Raw genomic sequence first — 16,422 nt, forward strand, 5'->3', positions numbered from 1 at the left:
ATTACTATCAAAATTTAGAACAGCGCATCTTTTAAAATTTTTTTCAACATCTCCCGGGCGCGGAAAATACGCGCCTTTACCGTGCCCAGAGGCAGGTTAAGGATTTCGGCGATTTCTTCGTAACTTTTTTCTTCATGATGGCGCAAAATGATGGCCATGCGGTATTTATCGGGCAGTTGTTCAATGGCCTGTTTGATGATGTTCGACTTTTCCCCGTCCACCATTTTTTTATCCACGGTAGGATCGCTATCGGCATATTCATGGGCAATTTCATCGTCTTTGTATTTGATGGGCTCGTCCATGGAGTAAGTAACCAGTTTTCGTTTGCGAAAAAAATCGATGCAATGATTGGTTGCAATTTTAAAAAGCCATGTGGAAAAGGCGTATTCTTCATTAAAAGAATTAATCGAATTATAGGCCTTGATAAACGTTTCCTGAGTTAAGTCTTCGGCTTCCTGTCGATTGTGCACCATGCGCAAAATGATATTGAATACGGCGTCGTGGTACATTTCCATCAATTGATCATAGGCCCTACCGTCGCCTGCTTTGGCCTTTTTTACCAGTTCGTAATCCGCGCGTTTTTTCTTTTGTACCATTTGTATTAACCAATCATTCCCGGCTTAAAATCACACTGCCAATTAAAATACAATTTTTTTGCAAAGAAAACCAATCAAAAGAAAGACAACTTGCGAAAAATAATTTTAGTTCGAATCCAGGGCAGCGCAACCGCAACTAAAAACGAACCACCAAGAGCGCAAAGATTTTTTTTCGCAAACCCTCCTGTCCAGCGTCAGCTGAAAAGGGAACGCCAGGATCGAAAAGAAGAAATAGAACGGTATCTCAACATGTAAGACGAAAACTAAGCAAACCGGCACAATTTACGGGAGTGTCTCAAAAGCGAAATTAAATGTATATTTATTTAAATTCATGGTAAATCTTACATTAGCCCTCACCCCCTGTCCCCCTCTCCCGAAAATCGGGAGAGGGGGAATTAAAGGGGGTGAGGGAAAGAAGAAAGTTATAAAAATACATTATCTTTGACTTTTGGGACAGCCCCCGGGGGATGAGTTTTTAAACCAGCCACGAAAAATTTTCAAATCCCGCCATGCCAGGACAGATCCTTCAAAGAAAGTTTTCTAATTCCAGCTCAAAATTAAGGAGCAAGAGCCTTTAAAAAACACTTTACAGATAAATGTTAATTCATTAAGTTAACCAGCTAATACTCGTAATTAAAAATGGTTGGATTTAAAATTAGTAAAGGATCGGGTTTATGAACAACGTTTTACTCCTTGGCGCCGGCATGGTATCTCGCCCTTTAGTTCGTTACCTGCTTGAAAAAACAAATGTTAATTTAAAAGTAGCTTCTCTTGAATTTGGCAATGTGCGGCAGTTGATAGAAAGTCATCCGCGCGCCTCTTTGCAAAAACTGGATGTGAACGATCGGCAGGCCTTGCGTCAGGTTATTTCCGAAGCGGATGTGGTTATCAGCCTTTTGCCATGGATTCACCACATGAAGGTTGCCAATCTCTGCCTGGAACTCAATAAGCATCTGGTTACCAGTTCCTATGTTAAACCGGAAATGCGGGCGCTGGATGCCGAAGTCAAAAAACGCGGTTTGATTTTTTTGAACGAGATGGGCGTCGATCCGGGCATCGATCACATGGCCGCCATGAAAGTCATCAACAATGTTAAAAATCGGGGCGGAAAGATCATCAGTTTTTACTCCTATTGTGGCGGATTGCCTGCTCCGCAAAACAACAACAACCCGCTGGGCTACAAATTTTCCTGGAGTCCGGTTGGCGTGATGCTGGCCGCCTTAAGCTATGGTCAATATCTAAAAGACGGCAAAGTGGTTAAAGTGGCCAGCGAACAATTGTTTGAGCACTACTGGTTTTTAGATGTGCCGGGCGCAGGCACCTTTGAAGCCTACGTCAATCGAGACGCTTTGCCATACATGGAACTTTACGGCATTCAAGAAGCTCAATCCATGTTCCGGGGGACGCTGCGCAACGTTGGACACTGCGAAACGTGGAATTACTTCAAAAAATTGGGGCTGTTCAATCAGGAATTTAAAGTAGATTTTGCTAAAACAAGCGTCAAACAAGCCATCGCCAGATTGATTAACAGCGACGGTAAAAATCTGACAAAAGATATCGCGAATTTCTTAAACATCCCCGAATATTCCGTAACCCTCAAAAAACTGGAATGGCTGGGCCTTTTATCCGACGAAAAACTGCCCCTTGGAGAAGCGTCCATCTTTGACATGTTTGCCCATATTTTACAGCATAAACTGGTTTACGAAGAGGGCGAAGTGGATCTGCTTATCCAGCACCACGAATTTATCGCCGAATATCCTGACGGCAAACGAGAAAAATTAACATCAACATTGGTCGATACCGGCATCCCGCACGGCGATACCTCCATGGCGCGCACGGTTGGATTACCGGCGGCCATTGCCACACGCCTCATCGTGGAAGGTAAAATCAATCTAAAAGGCGTGCACATTCCCGTACTGCCCGACATTTACGAACCGATTCTGGCCGAACTGGAAGCGATGAACATTAAACTGGTTGAAAGATCAACCTGGTTATAAATTGTGCAGCCGGCCGATGGTTGCATTTTGATTGATAAACTTCGTATATTCAATTCCCGCATTATGCGGGAATTTTTCGTTTGAAATGAATTACAGTCGAGCTTACTTAACACGGAGAATCAAGATGAAAAGCATTCTTATCCGGGCGGAGGACAAAAACATCTATGAACGCAGAACGCCCATCGTGCCGCAAGACCTGGCGAAAATCTTAAAAAAACCCCCACCGATGCTTTCGTTGAAAAATCGGACAAACGTTTTTTTAAAGAACAGGAATATGAAGCTGTCGGCGCCAAAATTTGTCAGGGCATGGAGCCCGGAGACATTATTCTGGGCGTCAAGGAAATTCCCGTCAACAAATTACTGTCGGACAAAGTCTATCTCTTTTTCTCCCACACCATTAAGGGCCAGAAAGACAACATGCCCATGTTGCAAAAGATCATCGACAGCAAATCAACATTAATCGACTACGAAAGAATAACCGATGCGCAAGGGCGTCGCCTGGTCTTTTTTGGACGATTTGCCGGCGATGCGGGCGCCATCAATATTCTATGGCTCATGGGGCAAAACTGGCAGGCGCGCGAGCTACATACCCCGTTTGCCGAATGTAAACAGGCTTTGCATTATCACTCCGTTAAAGAAGCGCATGAACATGTTAAACAAATCGGCGAAAAAATTAAACAGCAGGGGCTGCCTCAGGAAATAAATCCGCTGATTATTGGCGTGCTTGGCTACGGCAATGTTTCAAAGGGGGCGCAGTACATCTTTGACGCTTTGCCCGTAGAACGCATCAACCCGGAACAACTAACCGAGTTTTTTAAAAAAGGAAACTTTGATGCGCACAAGGTCTATCTGACGATTTTTAAGGAAGAACACCTCGTGGAGCATAAACAGGGCAAAAGGTTTGAATTGCAAGATTACTATCAGAATCCGGGAAATTATCGCCCGGTTTTTGACCGGTATCTGCCCTACCTTTCCATCCTGGTTAACGCCATTTACTGGGAACCGCGTTATCCGCGCTTTGTGACCTGGGAATCCCTGGCGGCCTTAAAAAGCGCCGGAAAACTCCGCCTGCAGGGCATTGCCGACATCACCTGCGATGTTAACGGTTCCATCGAATGCAATGTAAAGGCCACCGATTCCGGCAGTCCGGCGTACCTGGTTCATCCCGAAACCCGAACGGTAACGGACGGGCATATCGGCGACGGCATTGTTCTACTGGCGGTCGATAATCTGCCTGCGGAATTGCCAAACGATTCTTCACGGTTTTTCAGCGAACAACTGTGGCCCTTTATTCCCGGAATCGTTACCGCCGATTTTGATCAGCCATTAGAAAAAAGCGGCCTGCCAGACGAAATTAAACGGGCGGTTATTGTTTACAAAGGAGAATTAACCGAAGCGTACCGCTACCTAATAGAACCCCTTGCCAGAGCGATGGGCGTCTAAAATCTTTCTGCTTGTTTGTCAATGAAAAGAAGGCGGCGATCGCCGGCCAGGCTCCTTATCTTGCAAAAAAGGCGAAAAGATTTTAAAAATCGGTTTTAAAAAAGAAAAAGTTATGGCGTGTAACAAGTTAAGTTGAATCTTATCCAATAATTATTTAAACTTTTAGGATTTTATTGAATTAAAATAAGTTTGCGGATTATCCAGTCCGCCATTATTTTGCAAAAAACCATCGACGATGGTTGGTTTTCGTTGAGAAATGAGTGAAACAATGGATACGGAACTTTTAAAAATAAACACCGGGGTGGTTAGCGATATTTTGATTCGCTTTTTGTCAGAAGAGATCAAAAAAATCGGTGTTAAGCGGGGCATACTGGGGCTTTCCGGCGGGGTGGACTCTTCGGTTGTGGCCTGTTTGCTGGCTCGCGCTCTGGGGCCCGAGAATGTGTACGCGCTGATTATGCCCTACCGCCTTAGCAATCCGGAAAGTCGGGCGCACGCCGAAATGCTGGCCCGGCAGCTAAAAATTAACTACTTTGTACGCGACATTTCGCCCATGGTTGATGCTTTTTTTGCCGAAGAAAGCGAAGCGGATCAGGTGCGGCGCGGCAACAAAATGGCCCGCGAACGCATGTGCCTTTTGTACGACTATTCCGCCAAATACCAGGCGCTGGTAATCGGCACCAGCAATAAAACCGAATTACTCTTAGGGTACGGCACCATTCATGGCGACCTGGCCAGCGCCATCAATCCCATTGGCGATCTTTACAAAACACACATCTGGCAACTGGCGGAGTATCTGGGCGTACCTCGCGAAATTATCGACAAACCGCCTTCTGCGGATTTGTGGGTGGGTCAGACCGATGAACAGGAACTGGGGTATACTTACCAGGAAATCGATCGTTTGCTGTATTACATGGTTGATTTGCGCTACTCCAATGAAATGCTGTTAGAATTAGGCTACACGCCTCAAACCATTAACGATATCTACCGACGCATGCAAAAAAGCCAGTTTAAACGCCGACCGCCGGTTATCGCTAAAGTTTCTTACCGCACCATTAATCAGGATTACCGCTATTCGAGAGATTGGGGCTTTTAAAAGTGGAACTCATTGAAAAGGGCGTTTTGTACATGGTTTCGACTCCCATTGGCAACCTGGCCGATATTACCTATCGCGCCGTTCATATTCTTAAAAATGTAGATTTGATTGCCGCCGAAGATACGCGTACTTCTTCGGTATTGTTAAAGCACTATCAGATAACCACGCCCATGCGCAGCTACCACAGCTACAATCTGAAAAGAGAAACGCCCCGCTTAATCGCCTTGCTTCAAGAAGGGCAATCTGTTGCTCTGATTTCCGACGCAGGGACGCCTGGCATTTCCGATCCCGGTTTTCACCTGGCGCGCGCCTGCATCGATGCCGGCATTCGCATCGTGCCCATACCCGGCCCTTCTGCTTTTGTGACGGCTTTGGTTGCCTCGGGCCTGCCCAGCCACCGCTTTGTTTTTGAAGGATTTTTACCGCAAAAAAAGGGAAGAAAAACGCGGATTGAACAATTAGGCCAGGAAGAGCGTACGATTGTACTTTACGAATCTCCGCATCGCGTGCAAAAAACCGTCGCGCAGCTTCTAAAAGCGCTGGGCGATAGGCAGGTAGTCATGGCACGCGAATTAACAAAAAAATTTGAAGATTTCTTTCGCGGCACACTAAGCGAATTGGCAGCCCATCTGCAAACCAAAGCCGTTAAAGGAGAAATCGTTTTAATTGTTGAAGGACTTAGTAAAAGGAAAAAGAAAGATGAAGTCAAATAGGGGACTGATACCTGTCTGGCTGGAGAACGGGTTCAGGGCATTACTCGACCCGATGATTAATGTTTTTGTGCGCATGAACATTAATCCCAACTTTTTTACCATCCTGGGCTTGATAATCACCAGTTTGGGCACGGTGGTTTTATTCATTAATCCCTTGTGGATTCACTGGACCGGTTTGCTGATTTTGCTGGGCGGTATGTGCGACATGATCGACGGCAAGCTGGCGCGCACCTCGGGGAAAAGCACAAAGTTCGGCGCTTTATTCGATTCTTCGTTAGATCGCTATTCAGAGGTCATCATGTTTTTCGGCATTGCCGCTTACTACGTCCGTCACGATTCTTACCTGCTTTCCGTAATGACTTTTGCGGCGCTTGGCGGTTCGACCATGGTGAGCTATGTGCGTGCGCGCGCCGAAAGCCTTGGCTTTGAGGCCAAAGTAGGCTGGATGCAACGCGCCGAACGCGTTCTGCTTATCGGGGCGGCGGCTTTATTCAACACCAGCCTGTTTCAGATTCCTTCATTAACCCGACAAATCCATGCCGTAACCTTATTGGATGTGGCCATCTGGATTGTGGCCATCTTCGCCAATATCACAGCCATTCAACGGCTTTATTTTGTTTACAAATTAGATAAATCGAATACACGATAGGAGGTTCTACAATGATTGAACAGATGAAGAATATTAAAATAAGCGATGTCAAAGGAAAAGTCGGCGTATTACTGCCAGGCATGGGCGCCGTTGCCACGACGTTTATTGCAGGAATTATCGCCATTCGTAAAAATCTGGCCAAACCTTTTGGTTCTCTTACTCAGATGCAGCACATTCGGCTGGGGCGCAGAGACGAACACCGCAATCCCTTAATTAAAGATCTGATTCCTCTGACCGAGCTAAACGATCTCTATTTTGGCGGCTGGGATCTTTTTGAAGACGATGCATACCAGGCAGCCATGAAAGCCGGCGTGCTGGAAAAAGAACTTCTGAATCAGATTAAAGACGAACTGCAGGCCATCAAACCGATGAAAGCCGTGTTTGATAAAAAATACGTTAAAAAACTGGACGGCACCTACGTAAAAAAAGCCAATAACTGGTACGAATATTATGAAATGGTGCGCGAAGATATCCGCAACTTTAAAAAACAACACAACCTCGATCGCCTGGTAATGATCTGGACCGGCAGCACCGAAATTTATATGAAGCTCAGCGAGGTTCATCAATCCAAAGCCGCCTTCGAAAAAGCAATGAAAGAAAATCATCCCGATATCGCTCCCAGCATGATTTACGCCTGGGCAGCCATCGCCGAAGGCGTTCCGTACGCCAATGGCGCGCCAAACCTGACGGCCGACATTCCGGCCATGTACGAATTTGCCGAAGAGATGCAGGTGCCGCTGGCAGGCAAGGATTTTAAAACCGGCCAGACGCTGATGAAAACCATTTTAGCCCCCGGACTCAAAGCGCGTATGCTGGGCGTGGAGGGCTGGTTTTCTACCAATATTTTAGGCAACCGCGACGGCGAAGTGCTGGACGATCCGGAATCTTTCAAAACCAAAGAAGAAAGCAAACTCTCCGTACTGGACCAGATCTTTCAACCTGAATTGTATCCTGATCTTTACAAAGACCTGTACCACAAAGTGCGTATCAACTACTATCCTCCGCGCAAGGACAACAAAGAAGGCTGGGACAACATCGACATCTACGGATGGCTTGGCTATCCCATGCAAATTAAAATTGACTTTTTGTGTCGGGACAGCATTCTGGCCGCGCCCATTGTGCTTGATCTGGTTCTCTTTCTGGATCTGGCAAAACGCGCCAATTTTCACGGCATTCAGGAGTGGCTCTCTTTTTATTTTAAAAGTCCCATTCACGCGCCCAATCTTTATCCGGAACACGACCTTTTTATTCAATTAATGAAGCTGAAAAACACCCTGCGCGTAATGGCCGGCGAAAAGGAGATCACGCATCTCGGCCTGGAATATTACATGAAATAAACATAAACCGATAAAAACCATCCCTCCGGAAATAACATGCCCGGAGGGATTTCTCTTTTTTAAAAAATTTGGTTTGCTCGTGCCCATGCCGTTTTCAGGTAATAGATGAACACGCGGCAACACTTTAATAAATTCTAAAGAGGCGCAACCGGAGTTGCGCGTAAAATAAATTTAATCGGTGGTTATGGAAACGATGCCTGAAAAAAAACAAACCGGAACGATGACGCAAGTTGTTAAGCAGTCCTTCCCGGCTGTGATTGATCTGTCTTCGCAGACCATCACCTGGCTGATTGAAGCTATTTTTCTGGGACAACTTTCGTCGCTGGCTCTGGCAGGCGTGGGCATTGCACAGCAGTTTATCATACTCACTTTTAGCGTTCTTTTAACTTTTGTAGTGGGAAGCTCCATCATCATCGTGCGGCACCTGGGTGCAGGCGACAAATGGAGCGCCAATCATGTGCTGGGGCAGGCCTTTTTAATCGGCTTTTTACTTTCCATCTTAATCGGCCTTTTCTGGTACTTTATTGTACCCTTGTTGATGACGTTAATTAAGGAAGAAGGCAACCAGGCCAGGCAATACGCGGTTACCTACATTCGGACGGTAGCCCTGTTTGCCCCGATCATCATCACCAACTTTATTTGCATGGGCATTTTAAGGGGCGTGGGCGACACCCTTTTAACCATGACCATTAATTTGACGGTTAATATCTTAAATCTGGTTCTGGATGTCTTTTTGATTTTCGGTTTGTGGATCTTCCCCAGGCTGGAAACCTTCGGCGCCGGGCTGGCCGTGGGCATAGCTCAAACGGTGGGTTTGATTATTACCATCACCTTTTTACGAAATCATAAATCAAGCCTCTTTCTGGCCATGATGGAAATTACCCAGCCGCGTATGGCGACCTTTAAAAAGCTGTTTAAGCTGGGAATTCCCACCACCATCGAGCAGCTGGTCTGGTCCATGGGCCAGATTATTCTGAGCTTTTTTGCCGCTCAGATCAACGTAACCGCTCTGGCAGCGCATCAAGTGTTGGTGCGCATTCAATCGGTTCTTTCCATGATCAATTGGGGCTTTTCCATTACCGGCATGACTCTGGTCGGCAAGAGCATTGGCGCTAAAAATTACAAAGAGGCCCTGAAAAGCGGACACATGGTGGGCAGAGTTTCCTGGATTAATGCCCTGGTGATTGGCACTTTACTCTTCATCTTTTCTAAACACGTGATGTCCATTTTCACCGGTGATGTGGAGGTTATCCAGATGGGTGAAGACATCATGCTGCTGTTTGTTATCTTGCAGATTCCCAAAGCCATCAACACGGCTTATTCCGGTAATTTGCGCGGCTGCGCCGACCTGAACTGGCTTATGTGGCTGGCTATTGGCGCCGTAATTATTAATGAAGTCATTGGCGGCTTTCTGTTGACCTTTACCTTTTCAATGGGCCTGGGCGGGCTGTGGCTCATCCAGATTCTTGACGAAAGCGAACGACTTGGATTAAATATCTGGCGCTTTAACAAAGGAGATTGGAAAAAAGTTTGATGAACACGCAACGCTTTATTTCGTTCGAAGGACTCGATTACTCCGGTAAATCCACCCAGATTCGGCTTCTGGAAAAATATTTAACCGATCGCGGATACCAGGTGTTCACCATACGGGAACCCGGCGGCACGACCATTTCGGAAAAAATACGGGATATATTGCTGGACAAAACTCATATCAACATGACCGACCGTTGTGAATTATTTTTGTACAGCGCGGCGCGCGTGCAGCTGGTTAAAGAAAAAATAATCCCTCTCTTACAAAAAGATTATTTTATTCTGGCCGATCGCTACGTGGATTCGACCACCGCTTACCAGGGATTTGGGCGCGGTCTGGATCTAAACATGGTGGAACAAATCAATCAGGCCGCCACGTTTGGAATTTTGCCGGGCACCACGTTCTATTTACGGTTTGCGCCGGAGCAGATTGCCCGACGCATGCAGAAAAGCGGCAGAGAGTCAGACCGGCTGGAGAGCGCCGGAAATGCCTTTTACCGCAAAGTATTTCAAGGATATGAAATTTTAGCCGAAAAAAATAAAGACCGGTTTTGTGTGATCGATGCCAATTTGAGCATCGAACAAATTCATCATATTGTAGTTAAAAATTTGATTCAACGAACCACGGGAAAACCATGAAAAAGTTTCGTATCCATATTTGGGCGCTCTTTCTTTTAATACTGAGCGCTCCGTTTATACAGGCTCAAAGCCAAGCGAAAAGCGATGATTACTACCTGGAATTAAAAAAGGGCTGGGATCATCTGCAAAGAGTCTTTGAACTGATCAATCGTCATTACGTCGATGAAATCCGGCCTTATCCCCTTCTTAAAAGCGGCATTGAGGGCATGCTCGACAAGCTGGATCCTTACACCGTTTTTATTGAAAGTAACGGCGAAGATCGTTTGCGTATGATTACCACCGGCCGCTACGGCGGGGTGGGTATGGAAATAGGACTGCGCAATAAAAACGTTACCGTTATTGCGCCCATCGAAAATTCTCCAGCCGCTAAGAGCGGCATTCAGGCCGGAGACATCATCGAAAAAATTGACGGACAGGACATCTCCGGCTGGCCGTTAGATAAAGTCAGCTCCAAACTCAGGGGCAAGGTGGGCACCAAAGTTCGGCTATTAATTAAACGGCCTTGCATTGGACACCGCTTTGAGGTAGAACTGACGCGAGCCGAAATTGTGCTGGAAGATGTGGGCTATACCGGCTTTGTCGCGCCAGGCGTCGGTTACGTCAGTTTAAAAGGTTTTACCGAAAAAGCGCCGCATGAATTGCAGCAGGCCATCTTATCTCTCAAACAAAGCGGCCAGTTGAATGGTTTGATTCTTGATTTACGCGGCAATCCCGGCGGATTGCTGGAATCGGCCGTTAAAGTGGTGAATCTTTTTGTGCCTAAAAATACGCTGGTGGTTTATACCAAAGGCGCACGGGAAAAAGAATACCGTTTTTACACCCAGGGCGATCCGATTTTACCGGAAACGCCGCTGGTTGTGCTGGTTAACGGCGGCAGCGCCAGCGCTTCTGAAATTGTAGCCGGCGCCCTGCAAGACCTGGATCGCGCCGTTATTGTCGGCTTGCCAACTTTCGGCAAAGGGCTGGTGCAAAAGGTATTTAACATCGACAAATCACAGGACGTCAAACTGAAAATTACGACCGCCAAATATTACATCCCCAGCGGTCGCTGCATTCAAAAAAAAGACTACGGCAAAGATGGCGTAATCGTGCTTGATTCCGTTTCTTCTGATCCCAACGACCATACATTTTTTACCTTAAACAAGCGTAAAGTGCACGACAGAGGCGGCATCGAACCGGATGTGGAAGTGCGTAACGATTCTCTGGCCACAGTGGCCATTGATCTGATCCGCAAAAATATGTTGTTCGATTTTGCGGTGCAGTTTCACCAAAAACATCCCCAATGGGCTGATTCTTCGTTTACCATTACGCCAGAAATCTTTAACGCCTTTCAAAATTTTCTCAAAGAAAAAGATTTTCACTTTACGCTGGAAGGCGAGCGAGAAATAAAAAAGATCAAAAAGCTGGTCGAAAAACGCGGTTATGATTCTGGCATTATTGATTTGATCGACCAGTTGCAGAAAAAATTGCAAGCCAATAAACAAATCGAATTTGAGCGCCATCAGGATCAAATTAAAGAGCTTTTGCGTCTGGAATTGGCCGAAAAATACTATGGCAATAAATGGCGCCATAAACTGGCCCTGGAAAAGGATAAACAGGTTAAAAAGGCCAGCGAAATTCTGATCGATCAAAAAAATTACCGCCAGATTTTAGCCAGTCAATAATATTCTGTCAACTTCCGGTTGATTGTTTTACTATTTTTATTTAATTACCTGTCCACAGGGAGAAATAAATTCTCTCGGTGGATGGTTATTATTCTTTGCAGAATTAAACTGGATATTTGCATGACGCACGAAGAGTTATTTAAAAAGATTTATGAAAGCGCCCGCAAATGCAACTACAAAATTTACGTGGTTGGCGGTTATGTGCGCGATTTGCTGCTGGGTAAAAAAGTAAAAGACATCGACTTTGTGGTGGTCGGCGACGCCATGAAGTTTGCCCAACAATTAAAAAAAGATTTACATCTGCGAACCCTTGTTCAATATCCGCGCTTTGGCACGTTTATGACTCGCTACTACGGCTACCAGCTCGAATTTGTCAACGCCCGCGAAGAATCGTACAGCCAGGATTCGCGTAAGCCCGTTACCAAACAGGCCGATTTGCACTCCGATTTAAGCCGGCGAGACTTTACGATTAACACTCTGGCCATGGATATTTCGCCGGAAAACTTTGGCAAAATTATCGATGTTTACAACGGCCAGCAGGATTTGAAAGCGGGCATCATCCGCACGCCGCTTGAGCCCGCCAAAACGTTTTCCGACGATCCGCTGCGCATGCTGCGCGCCATTCGCTTTGCCGCCCGTCTGGACTTTACCATTGAAGAGAACACCTTTAAAGCCATTCAGGCCAATGCAAAGCGTCTGGAAATAATCTCGCAGGAACGCATTACAGACGAATTTAATAAGATATTAATGGCCGAAAAGCCTTCCAGAGGCATGCGTTTACTGGACGCCAGCGGTTTGCTGCAAGTCTTTTTTCCGGAGTTTATGGCGCTTAAAGGCGTGGAACAACGTAAAGGGTTCCACCACAAGGACGTTTTTTACCATACCCTGCAGGTGTTGGACAACGTGGCCGCCAAAAGCAAAAATCTTAACTTACGCCTGGCGGCATTATTCCATGATATTGGCAAACCGCCCACCAAACGTTTTGACGAAAAAAACGGCTGGACCTTTCACGGGCACGAAGTGGTTGGCGAACGCATGGCCCGACGGATTTTGCGCCGCTTTAAGTATCCCACCGAAACCATTCAATACGTTTGTAAGCTGGTGCGCCTGCATTTGCGGCCCATGTCCCTGGTTAGCGAAGAAGTAACCGATTCTGCCATTCGTCGCCTGATCTTTTTGGCGGGCGACGAACTGGATGATTTGATGATCTTATGTCGCGCGGACATCACTTCAAAAATTGAACAAAAAGTCAAACGCTATTTACAAAATTACGAACTCGTTTTGAAGCGGATTGCCGAAGTGGAAGAACGCGACCGAATCCGCAATTTCCAGCCGCCAATTGACGGCAATGAAATCATGCAGCTCTTCAATTTGCAGCCCGGTCCAAAAATTGGCAAAATCAAAAAATTCATTTTAGAGGCCATTCTCAACGGAGAAGTTCCTAACGATCACGACGCCTGCCTGAAATTAATTCTGGAGCACAAGGATGAACTACTTAAAGATTAGGAGCTCATGTTGTCCGGTCTGGTAAAGATCACGATATTTTTTGATTTGGCCATCATTCTTTTTGCCAATCAAATGAGAGACCGGTTACTGAAAGCGCCGGATGATTTTAAATATAGGTAAAATGATTTTGCTTTAAATTAATAAATCGTTGACTCCGGGTAGATCGGCACACACCGGAGGCGGACAACTTTGCCGGCTCTTTCATAATTTTCGAAAATTAAGAGCTGCTTTCCCAAATAATGAGGAGGAACTTACATGGAAAATGTTCAATTTTACACACAGCAACTGACCGATCTGGCGTTTAAACTAATCCCGCAACTGTTGCTGGCCATCGTGGTACTGATTCTTGGTTTATGGGCGATTAAATTCCTGGGGCGTGGGATTAACCGCGCCCTGGAAAAATCGAAAGTCGATGTTAGTTTACAAAAATTTTTGGTGAGCCTGATTTCCATCGGATTTAAAATTCTGTTATTAATCAGCATTGCTTCCATGCTGGGCATTGCCACCACGTCTTTTGTGACCATCATTGGCGCCATGGGCCTGGCTGTTGGCCTGGCTCTGCAGGGCAGTTTGGCCAACTTTGCCGGCGGCGTTTTGATTTTATTGCTTAAACCATTTAAAGTGGGCGATGTTATTGACGCGCAGGGCTTTATCGGCAAGGTGGATCAAATTCAAATCTTTAACACCATATTAAAGACCTTTGATAACAAGACCATTTTCATTCCCAATGCCGCCCTTTCCAACGGTAACATCACCAACTACTCCATCGAGCCCACGCGTCGTGTGGATATGACTTTTGGCATCGGCTACAACGACGATCTGAAAAAAGCCAAACAGATTTTAACGGAAATGGTAGAAAAGGACGAGCGCATTTTAAAAGAACCGGCGCCAACCGTGGCTCTGGCCGAGTTAGGCGACAGCTCCGTTAACTTTGCCGTGCGCGTGTGGGTAAAGCAAGAAGACTTCTGGAACGTGTACTACGATTTTCAGGAAAACGTTAAATTGACCTTTGACGCGCAGGGTATTTCCATTCCCTACCCGCAGCACGATGTGCATTTGTATCAGGTAGATGGAGGAGGGACAAAATGAAAAAGATCGTTCTCGGAGTTTTATTACTGGGCCTTTTTATGTTGAACGGTTGTCAGCAACTATGGCCCCTGCTGCAACAGATGAACATACAAAAACCCGTAGTTAAGCTAAAAACGGTTCAATTGCGCGGGTTAAGCTTAAAAGGCATCGATCTGGAAGCTAAATTGAGCATTAAAAATCCAAATTCAGTGGGCATCAACCTGGCTGGTTATGATTACGAACTACTTATTGAAAAGCATTCTTTCCTGAAAGGCAGGCAGGAGCAAACGCTTAAAATCGCCGGCCATGGCCAATCGGAGATCAGCATCCCGCTTTCTTTTTCATTTCAGCAGTTGTACAAAAGTTTTCAAACGCTAAAAACGGCAGACAGCATCAACTACACACTGCGTTCCGGTTTGACGTTTGATGTGCCGGTTCTTGGAAAAATTCGCTTACCGGTGCAAACCACGCAACGGCTGCCCAACGTTAAAATGCCTTCTTTTAAAGTGGCAGCCTTAAAACTAACGCACTTAGGCTTTAACGGCGCTGATTTGAGTCTTTCTCTGGAGGTAGATAATCCCAACGCCTGGTCGTTGGATTTACAAAACTTAAACTATCAGTTTGTGGTGAATGGACAAAAATGGATAGAGGGAATTCTACAACAAAAATTGCAAATCGGCCAAAAGCAAAAACAACGTATCGAGATACCGGTGCATCTCAATTTTCTGGAAATGGGGCGCAGCCTGTACCAGTTGCTTAAGAATCCCGCTCCGCTTGAATACCAGCTAACCGGACGCGCCCGGCTAAACAGCTCTATTAAACTGTTGGGAAGTTTTGAGCTACCGTTGGATCAGAGAGGTCGCATTAAGTTATTGAAGTAAAGAGCGCGGCTGGATTGGTTGAATAGTTGATTAGTTGAATGGTTGAATAGTCGCTTGCCTGTCATTACAAATTCGTTTCTGCAATGTGGAGAATTCCTGCCACCGTTTATGTAGGGGCGAAGGATTTCCAGGAACAATTCAACTCTGGTAAGCATTAACTTTAGTCATATCAAAAAAGTGCTCTGGATAAAGTAGGGTTGGAAATCCTTCGCCCTTACAAGTACGTTCATTCCTGATCTTTTGTCTGGGAGTGAAGATCGAGCGAGCAAGGGTAATTTAATTTAAAATATTCATTGCGCCCTTTGTGACTTCTCTGAGCTCTATGTGGTTGCATAAATCCCTGCAAAAATATTTTGGTTGCGGCTATGCTGTACTTGAATTAAAAATTATCACGCGGAGCGGGAGGCTGTGCCCGAATTACGAATAGTAGAGTGCCGATTTGCTTGGCTTTCCTCTCAAAATAATTTGTTTAATCATTTTCTGCGATGATTGGCGCAATCTGCCAGAAAATTACTTTGCGCGCGTTGCGGTTGATTTTGCTTGCGGCTGTGCTGCCTTGGAAGTTTGAAGGTTGTTTTTGAACCTTGATTAAAAGGATTACAGGATCGCCTTGATTTTATGCACTCGATGCGACTTTATTCTCCAAATTTAATGAAAAAGTTAAAAAGGCAAATCTTGGTAATCCAAAAATCAAGCAAATCCTGGTTCAAAAATTAAATTGTTCATCGGCCGCTCATTTCGAATCCCCATCTGGCTGGATACAAAAATTTTTGTGCTGTTTTAAAAACTCATCCCCCAGCACCTTTTCTTTAAAAAAGAGAAGGGGCGTCAATCTTGCCGGCATGATGAGTTTTTTACTTACATGTTGAATAATTGGTTTCATTTTTTCTTTACGTACTTTGTGACTTCTTTGTGCTCTTTGCGGTTAGTTTTGGTTGCGGCCTCGCTGCCTTGGAAATTTAGGTTATAATAGAACGCTATAAAATTTATCCTTATTTATAAAGCTTTATATCTTCTATAAATAAAAAGTCTTTTGTATTATAAGTCCATAAAATAATATCATGATAAAGTGCCGTAGAGGCTATTAAAGCATCTGGTATTTTTAATCCATGACTTTTTGAATATTTTTCAATTAAATTTATTGCTGTTTCCGTAATTTCTTCATTTAAACTTAATATATCCCCAGTTTGACAGTTAACGCCAAATTTTTCAAAGCCAAATCAAAAAAAACATATAATTAAGTTTCTCTGTTTCAATTTCTTTGTAGTCTATGCAGGCGTGCTTTTTTTATTTGCTATCAAAT

General features: G+C 45.2%; 14 protein-coding genes and 1 pseudogene. 13 read left to right on the top strand and 2 right to left on the bottom strand.

The window, feature by feature from the left end:
- Nucleotides 1–14 precede the first annotated feature (14 nt).
- The gene (locus tag Cabys_RS18385) at nucleotides 15–596 is read right to left on the bottom strand and encodes a sigma-70 family RNA polymerase sigma factor (protein ID WP_006927861.1); all 582 of its coding nucleotides are present in this window, start codon (nucleotides 594–596) and stop codon (nucleotides 15–17) included.
- A gap of 674 nt (nucleotides 597–1,270) precedes the next feature.
- On the opposite strand from Cabys_RS18385, the gene Cabys_RS18390 reads away from it, so the two are divergent.
- The 13 genes and pseudogenes from Cabys_RS18390 (at nucleotide 1,271) to Cabys_RS18445 (ending at nucleotide 15,119) form a co-directional block, all read left to right on the top strand.
- The gene (locus Cabys_RS18390) at nucleotides 1,271–2,593 is read left to right on the top strand and encodes a saccharopine dehydrogenase C-terminal domain-containing protein (protein WP_006927860.1); all 1,323 of its coding nucleotides are present in this window, start codon (nucleotides 1,271–1,273) and stop codon (nucleotides 2,591–2,593) included.
- Between the two features lie 264 nt (nucleotides 2,594–2,857).
- Nucleotides 2,858–3,058: pseudogene (locus Cabys_RS20825) on the top strand (hypothetical protein); the annotation flags it as partial.
- 90 nt (nucleotides 3,059–3,148) lie between these two features.
- On the top strand, nucleotides 3,149–4,036 hold the full coding sequence (locus Cabys_RS18395) for a Rossmann-fold NAD(P)-binding domain-containing protein (RefSeq protein ID WP_472297434.1): 888 nt from the start codon (nucleotides 3,149–3,151) through the stop codon (nucleotides 4,034–4,036).
- Nucleotides 4,037–4,304: 268 nt separating this feature from the next.
- Nucleotides 4,305–5,132, top strand: coding sequence for an NAD+ synthase (locus Cabys_RS18400; RefSeq protein ID WP_006927858.1), 828 nt, complete (start codon nucleotides 4,305–4,307; stop codon nucleotides 5,130–5,132).
- 2 nt (nucleotides 5,133–5,134) lie between these two features.
- Entirely contained in the window at nucleotides 5,135–5,845 is a 711-nt protein-coding gene (gene rsmI / locus Cabys_RS18405; protein WP_217184012.1) for a 16S rRNA (cytidine(1402)-2'-O)-methyltransferase, read from the top strand.
- Nucleotides 5,832–6,494 (top strand): CDP-alcohol phosphatidyltransferase family protein, encoded by a 663-nt coding sequence (locus tag Cabys_RS18410; protein WP_006927856.1) that lies wholly within the window; start codon nucleotides 5,832–5,834, stop codon nucleotides 6,492–6,494. The genes rsmI and Cabys_RS18410 overlap by 14 nt, the downstream gene beginning before the upstream one ends.
- 11 nt (nucleotides 6,495–6,505) lie before the next feature.
- On the top strand, nucleotides 6,506–7,831 hold the full coding sequence (locus Cabys_RS18415) for an inositol-3-phosphate synthase (RefSeq protein WP_006927855.1): 1,326 nt from the start codon (nucleotides 6,506–6,508) through the stop codon (nucleotides 7,829–7,831).
- A 193-nt stretch (nucleotides 7,832–8,024) separates the two neighbouring features.
- Nucleotides 8,025–9,365 carry an MATE family efflux transporter gene (locus tag Cabys_RS18420; RefSeq protein ID WP_006927854.1) on the top strand — a complete coding sequence of 447 codons (1,341 nt, stop codon included), beginning with the start codon at nucleotides 8,025–8,027 and terminating at the stop codon, nucleotides 9,363–9,365.
- On the top strand, nucleotides 9,365–10,000 hold the full coding sequence (gene tmk, locus Cabys_RS18425) for a dTMP kinase (protein WP_006927850.1): 636 nt from the start codon (nucleotides 9,365–9,367) through the stop codon (nucleotides 9,998–10,000). Before Cabys_RS18420 ends, tmk begins: the two co-directional genes overlap by 1 nt.
- The gene (locus Cabys_RS18430) at nucleotides 9,997–11,664 is read left to right on the top strand and encodes a S41 family peptidase (protein ID WP_006927848.1); all 1,668 of its coding nucleotides are present in this window, start codon (nucleotides 9,997–9,999) and stop codon (nucleotides 11,662–11,664) included. The genes tmk and Cabys_RS18430 overlap by 4 nt, the downstream gene beginning before the upstream one ends.
- Before the next feature lie 81 nt (nucleotides 11,665–11,745).
- Nucleotides 11,746–13,170 carry a CCA tRNA nucleotidyltransferase gene (locus Cabys_RS18435; RefSeq protein ID WP_217184010.1) on the top strand — a complete coding sequence of 475 codons (1,425 nt, stop codon included), beginning with the start codon at nucleotides 11,746–11,748 and terminating at the stop codon, nucleotides 13,168–13,170.
- 255 nt (nucleotides 13,171–13,425) lie between these two features.
- Nucleotides 13,426–14,259 carry a mechanosensitive ion channel family protein gene (locus tag Cabys_RS18440; protein ID WP_006927845.1) on the top strand — a complete coding sequence of 278 codons (834 nt, stop codon included), beginning with the start codon at nucleotides 13,426–13,428 and terminating at the stop codon, nucleotides 14,257–14,259.
- Nucleotides 14,256–15,119, top strand: coding sequence for an LEA/WHy family protein (locus Cabys_RS18445; RefSeq protein WP_006927844.1), 864 nt, complete (start codon nucleotides 14,256–14,258; stop codon nucleotides 15,117–15,119). The genes Cabys_RS18440 and Cabys_RS18445 overlap by 4 nt, the downstream gene beginning before the upstream one ends.
- Nucleotides 15,120–16,111: 992 nt before the next feature.
- On the opposite strand, the gene Cabys_RS20775 is transcribed toward Cabys_RS18445, so the two are convergent.
- Entirely contained in the window at nucleotides 16,112–16,297 is a 186-nt protein-coding gene (locus tag Cabys_RS20775) for a PIN domain-containing protein (RefSeq protein WP_081475148.1), read from the bottom strand.
- Nucleotides 16,298–16,422: the final 125 nt, after the last annotated feature.

It is taken from the genome of Caldithrix abyssi DSM 13497 (assembly GCF_001886815.1).
In the GTDB taxonomy this organism is placed as follows: Bacteria; Calditrichota; Calditrichia; order Calditrichales; family Calditrichaceae; genus Caldithrix; species Caldithrix abyssi.

Bases quoted from the DNA above. Each gene is read 5' to 3' on its own strand.
- Cabys_RS18385 (WP_006927861.1), bottom strand. From the start codon at position 596: ATGGTACAAAAGAAAAAACGCGCGGATTACGAACTGGTAAAAAAGGCC.
- Cabys_RS18390 (WP_006927860.1), top strand. From the start codon at position 1,271: ATGAACAACGTTTTACTCCTTGGCGCCGGCATGGTATCTCGCCCTTTA.
- Cabys_RS18395 (WP_472297434.1), top strand. From the start codon at position 3,149: ATGGGGCAAAACTGGCAGGCGCGCGAGCTACATACCCCGTTTGCCGAA.
- Cabys_RS18400 (WP_006927858.1), top strand. From the start codon at position 4,305: ATGGATACGGAACTTTTAAAAATAAACACCGGGGTGGTTAGCGATATT.
- Cabys_RS18410 (WP_006927856.1), top strand. From the start codon at position 5,832: ATGAAGTCAAATAGGGGACTGATACCTGTCTGGCTGGAGAACGGGTTC.
- Cabys_RS18415 (WP_006927855.1), top strand. From the start codon at position 6,506: ATGATTGAACAGATGAAGAATATTAAAATAAGCGATGTCAAAGGAAAA.
- Cabys_RS18420 (WP_006927854.1), top strand. From the start codon at position 8,025: ATGCCTGAAAAAAAACAAACCGGAACGATGACGCAAGTTGTTAAGCAG.
- tmk (WP_006927850.1), top strand. From the start codon at position 9,365: ATGAACACGCAACGCTTTATTTCGTTCGAAGGACTCGATTACTCCGGT.
- Cabys_RS18430 (WP_006927848.1), top strand. From the start codon at position 9,997: ATGAAAAAGTTTCGTATCCATATTTGGGCGCTCTTTCTTTTAATACTG.
- Cabys_RS18435 (WP_217184010.1), top strand. From the start codon at position 11,746: ATGGTTATTATTCTTTGCAGAATTAAACTGGATATTTGCATGACGCAC.
- Cabys_RS18440 (WP_006927845.1), top strand. From the start codon at position 13,426: ATGGAAAATGTTCAATTTTACACACAGCAACTGACCGATCTGGCGTTT.
- Cabys_RS18445 (WP_006927844.1), top strand. From the start codon at position 14,256: ATGAAAAAGATCGTTCTCGGAGTTTTATTACTGGGCCTTTTTATGTTG.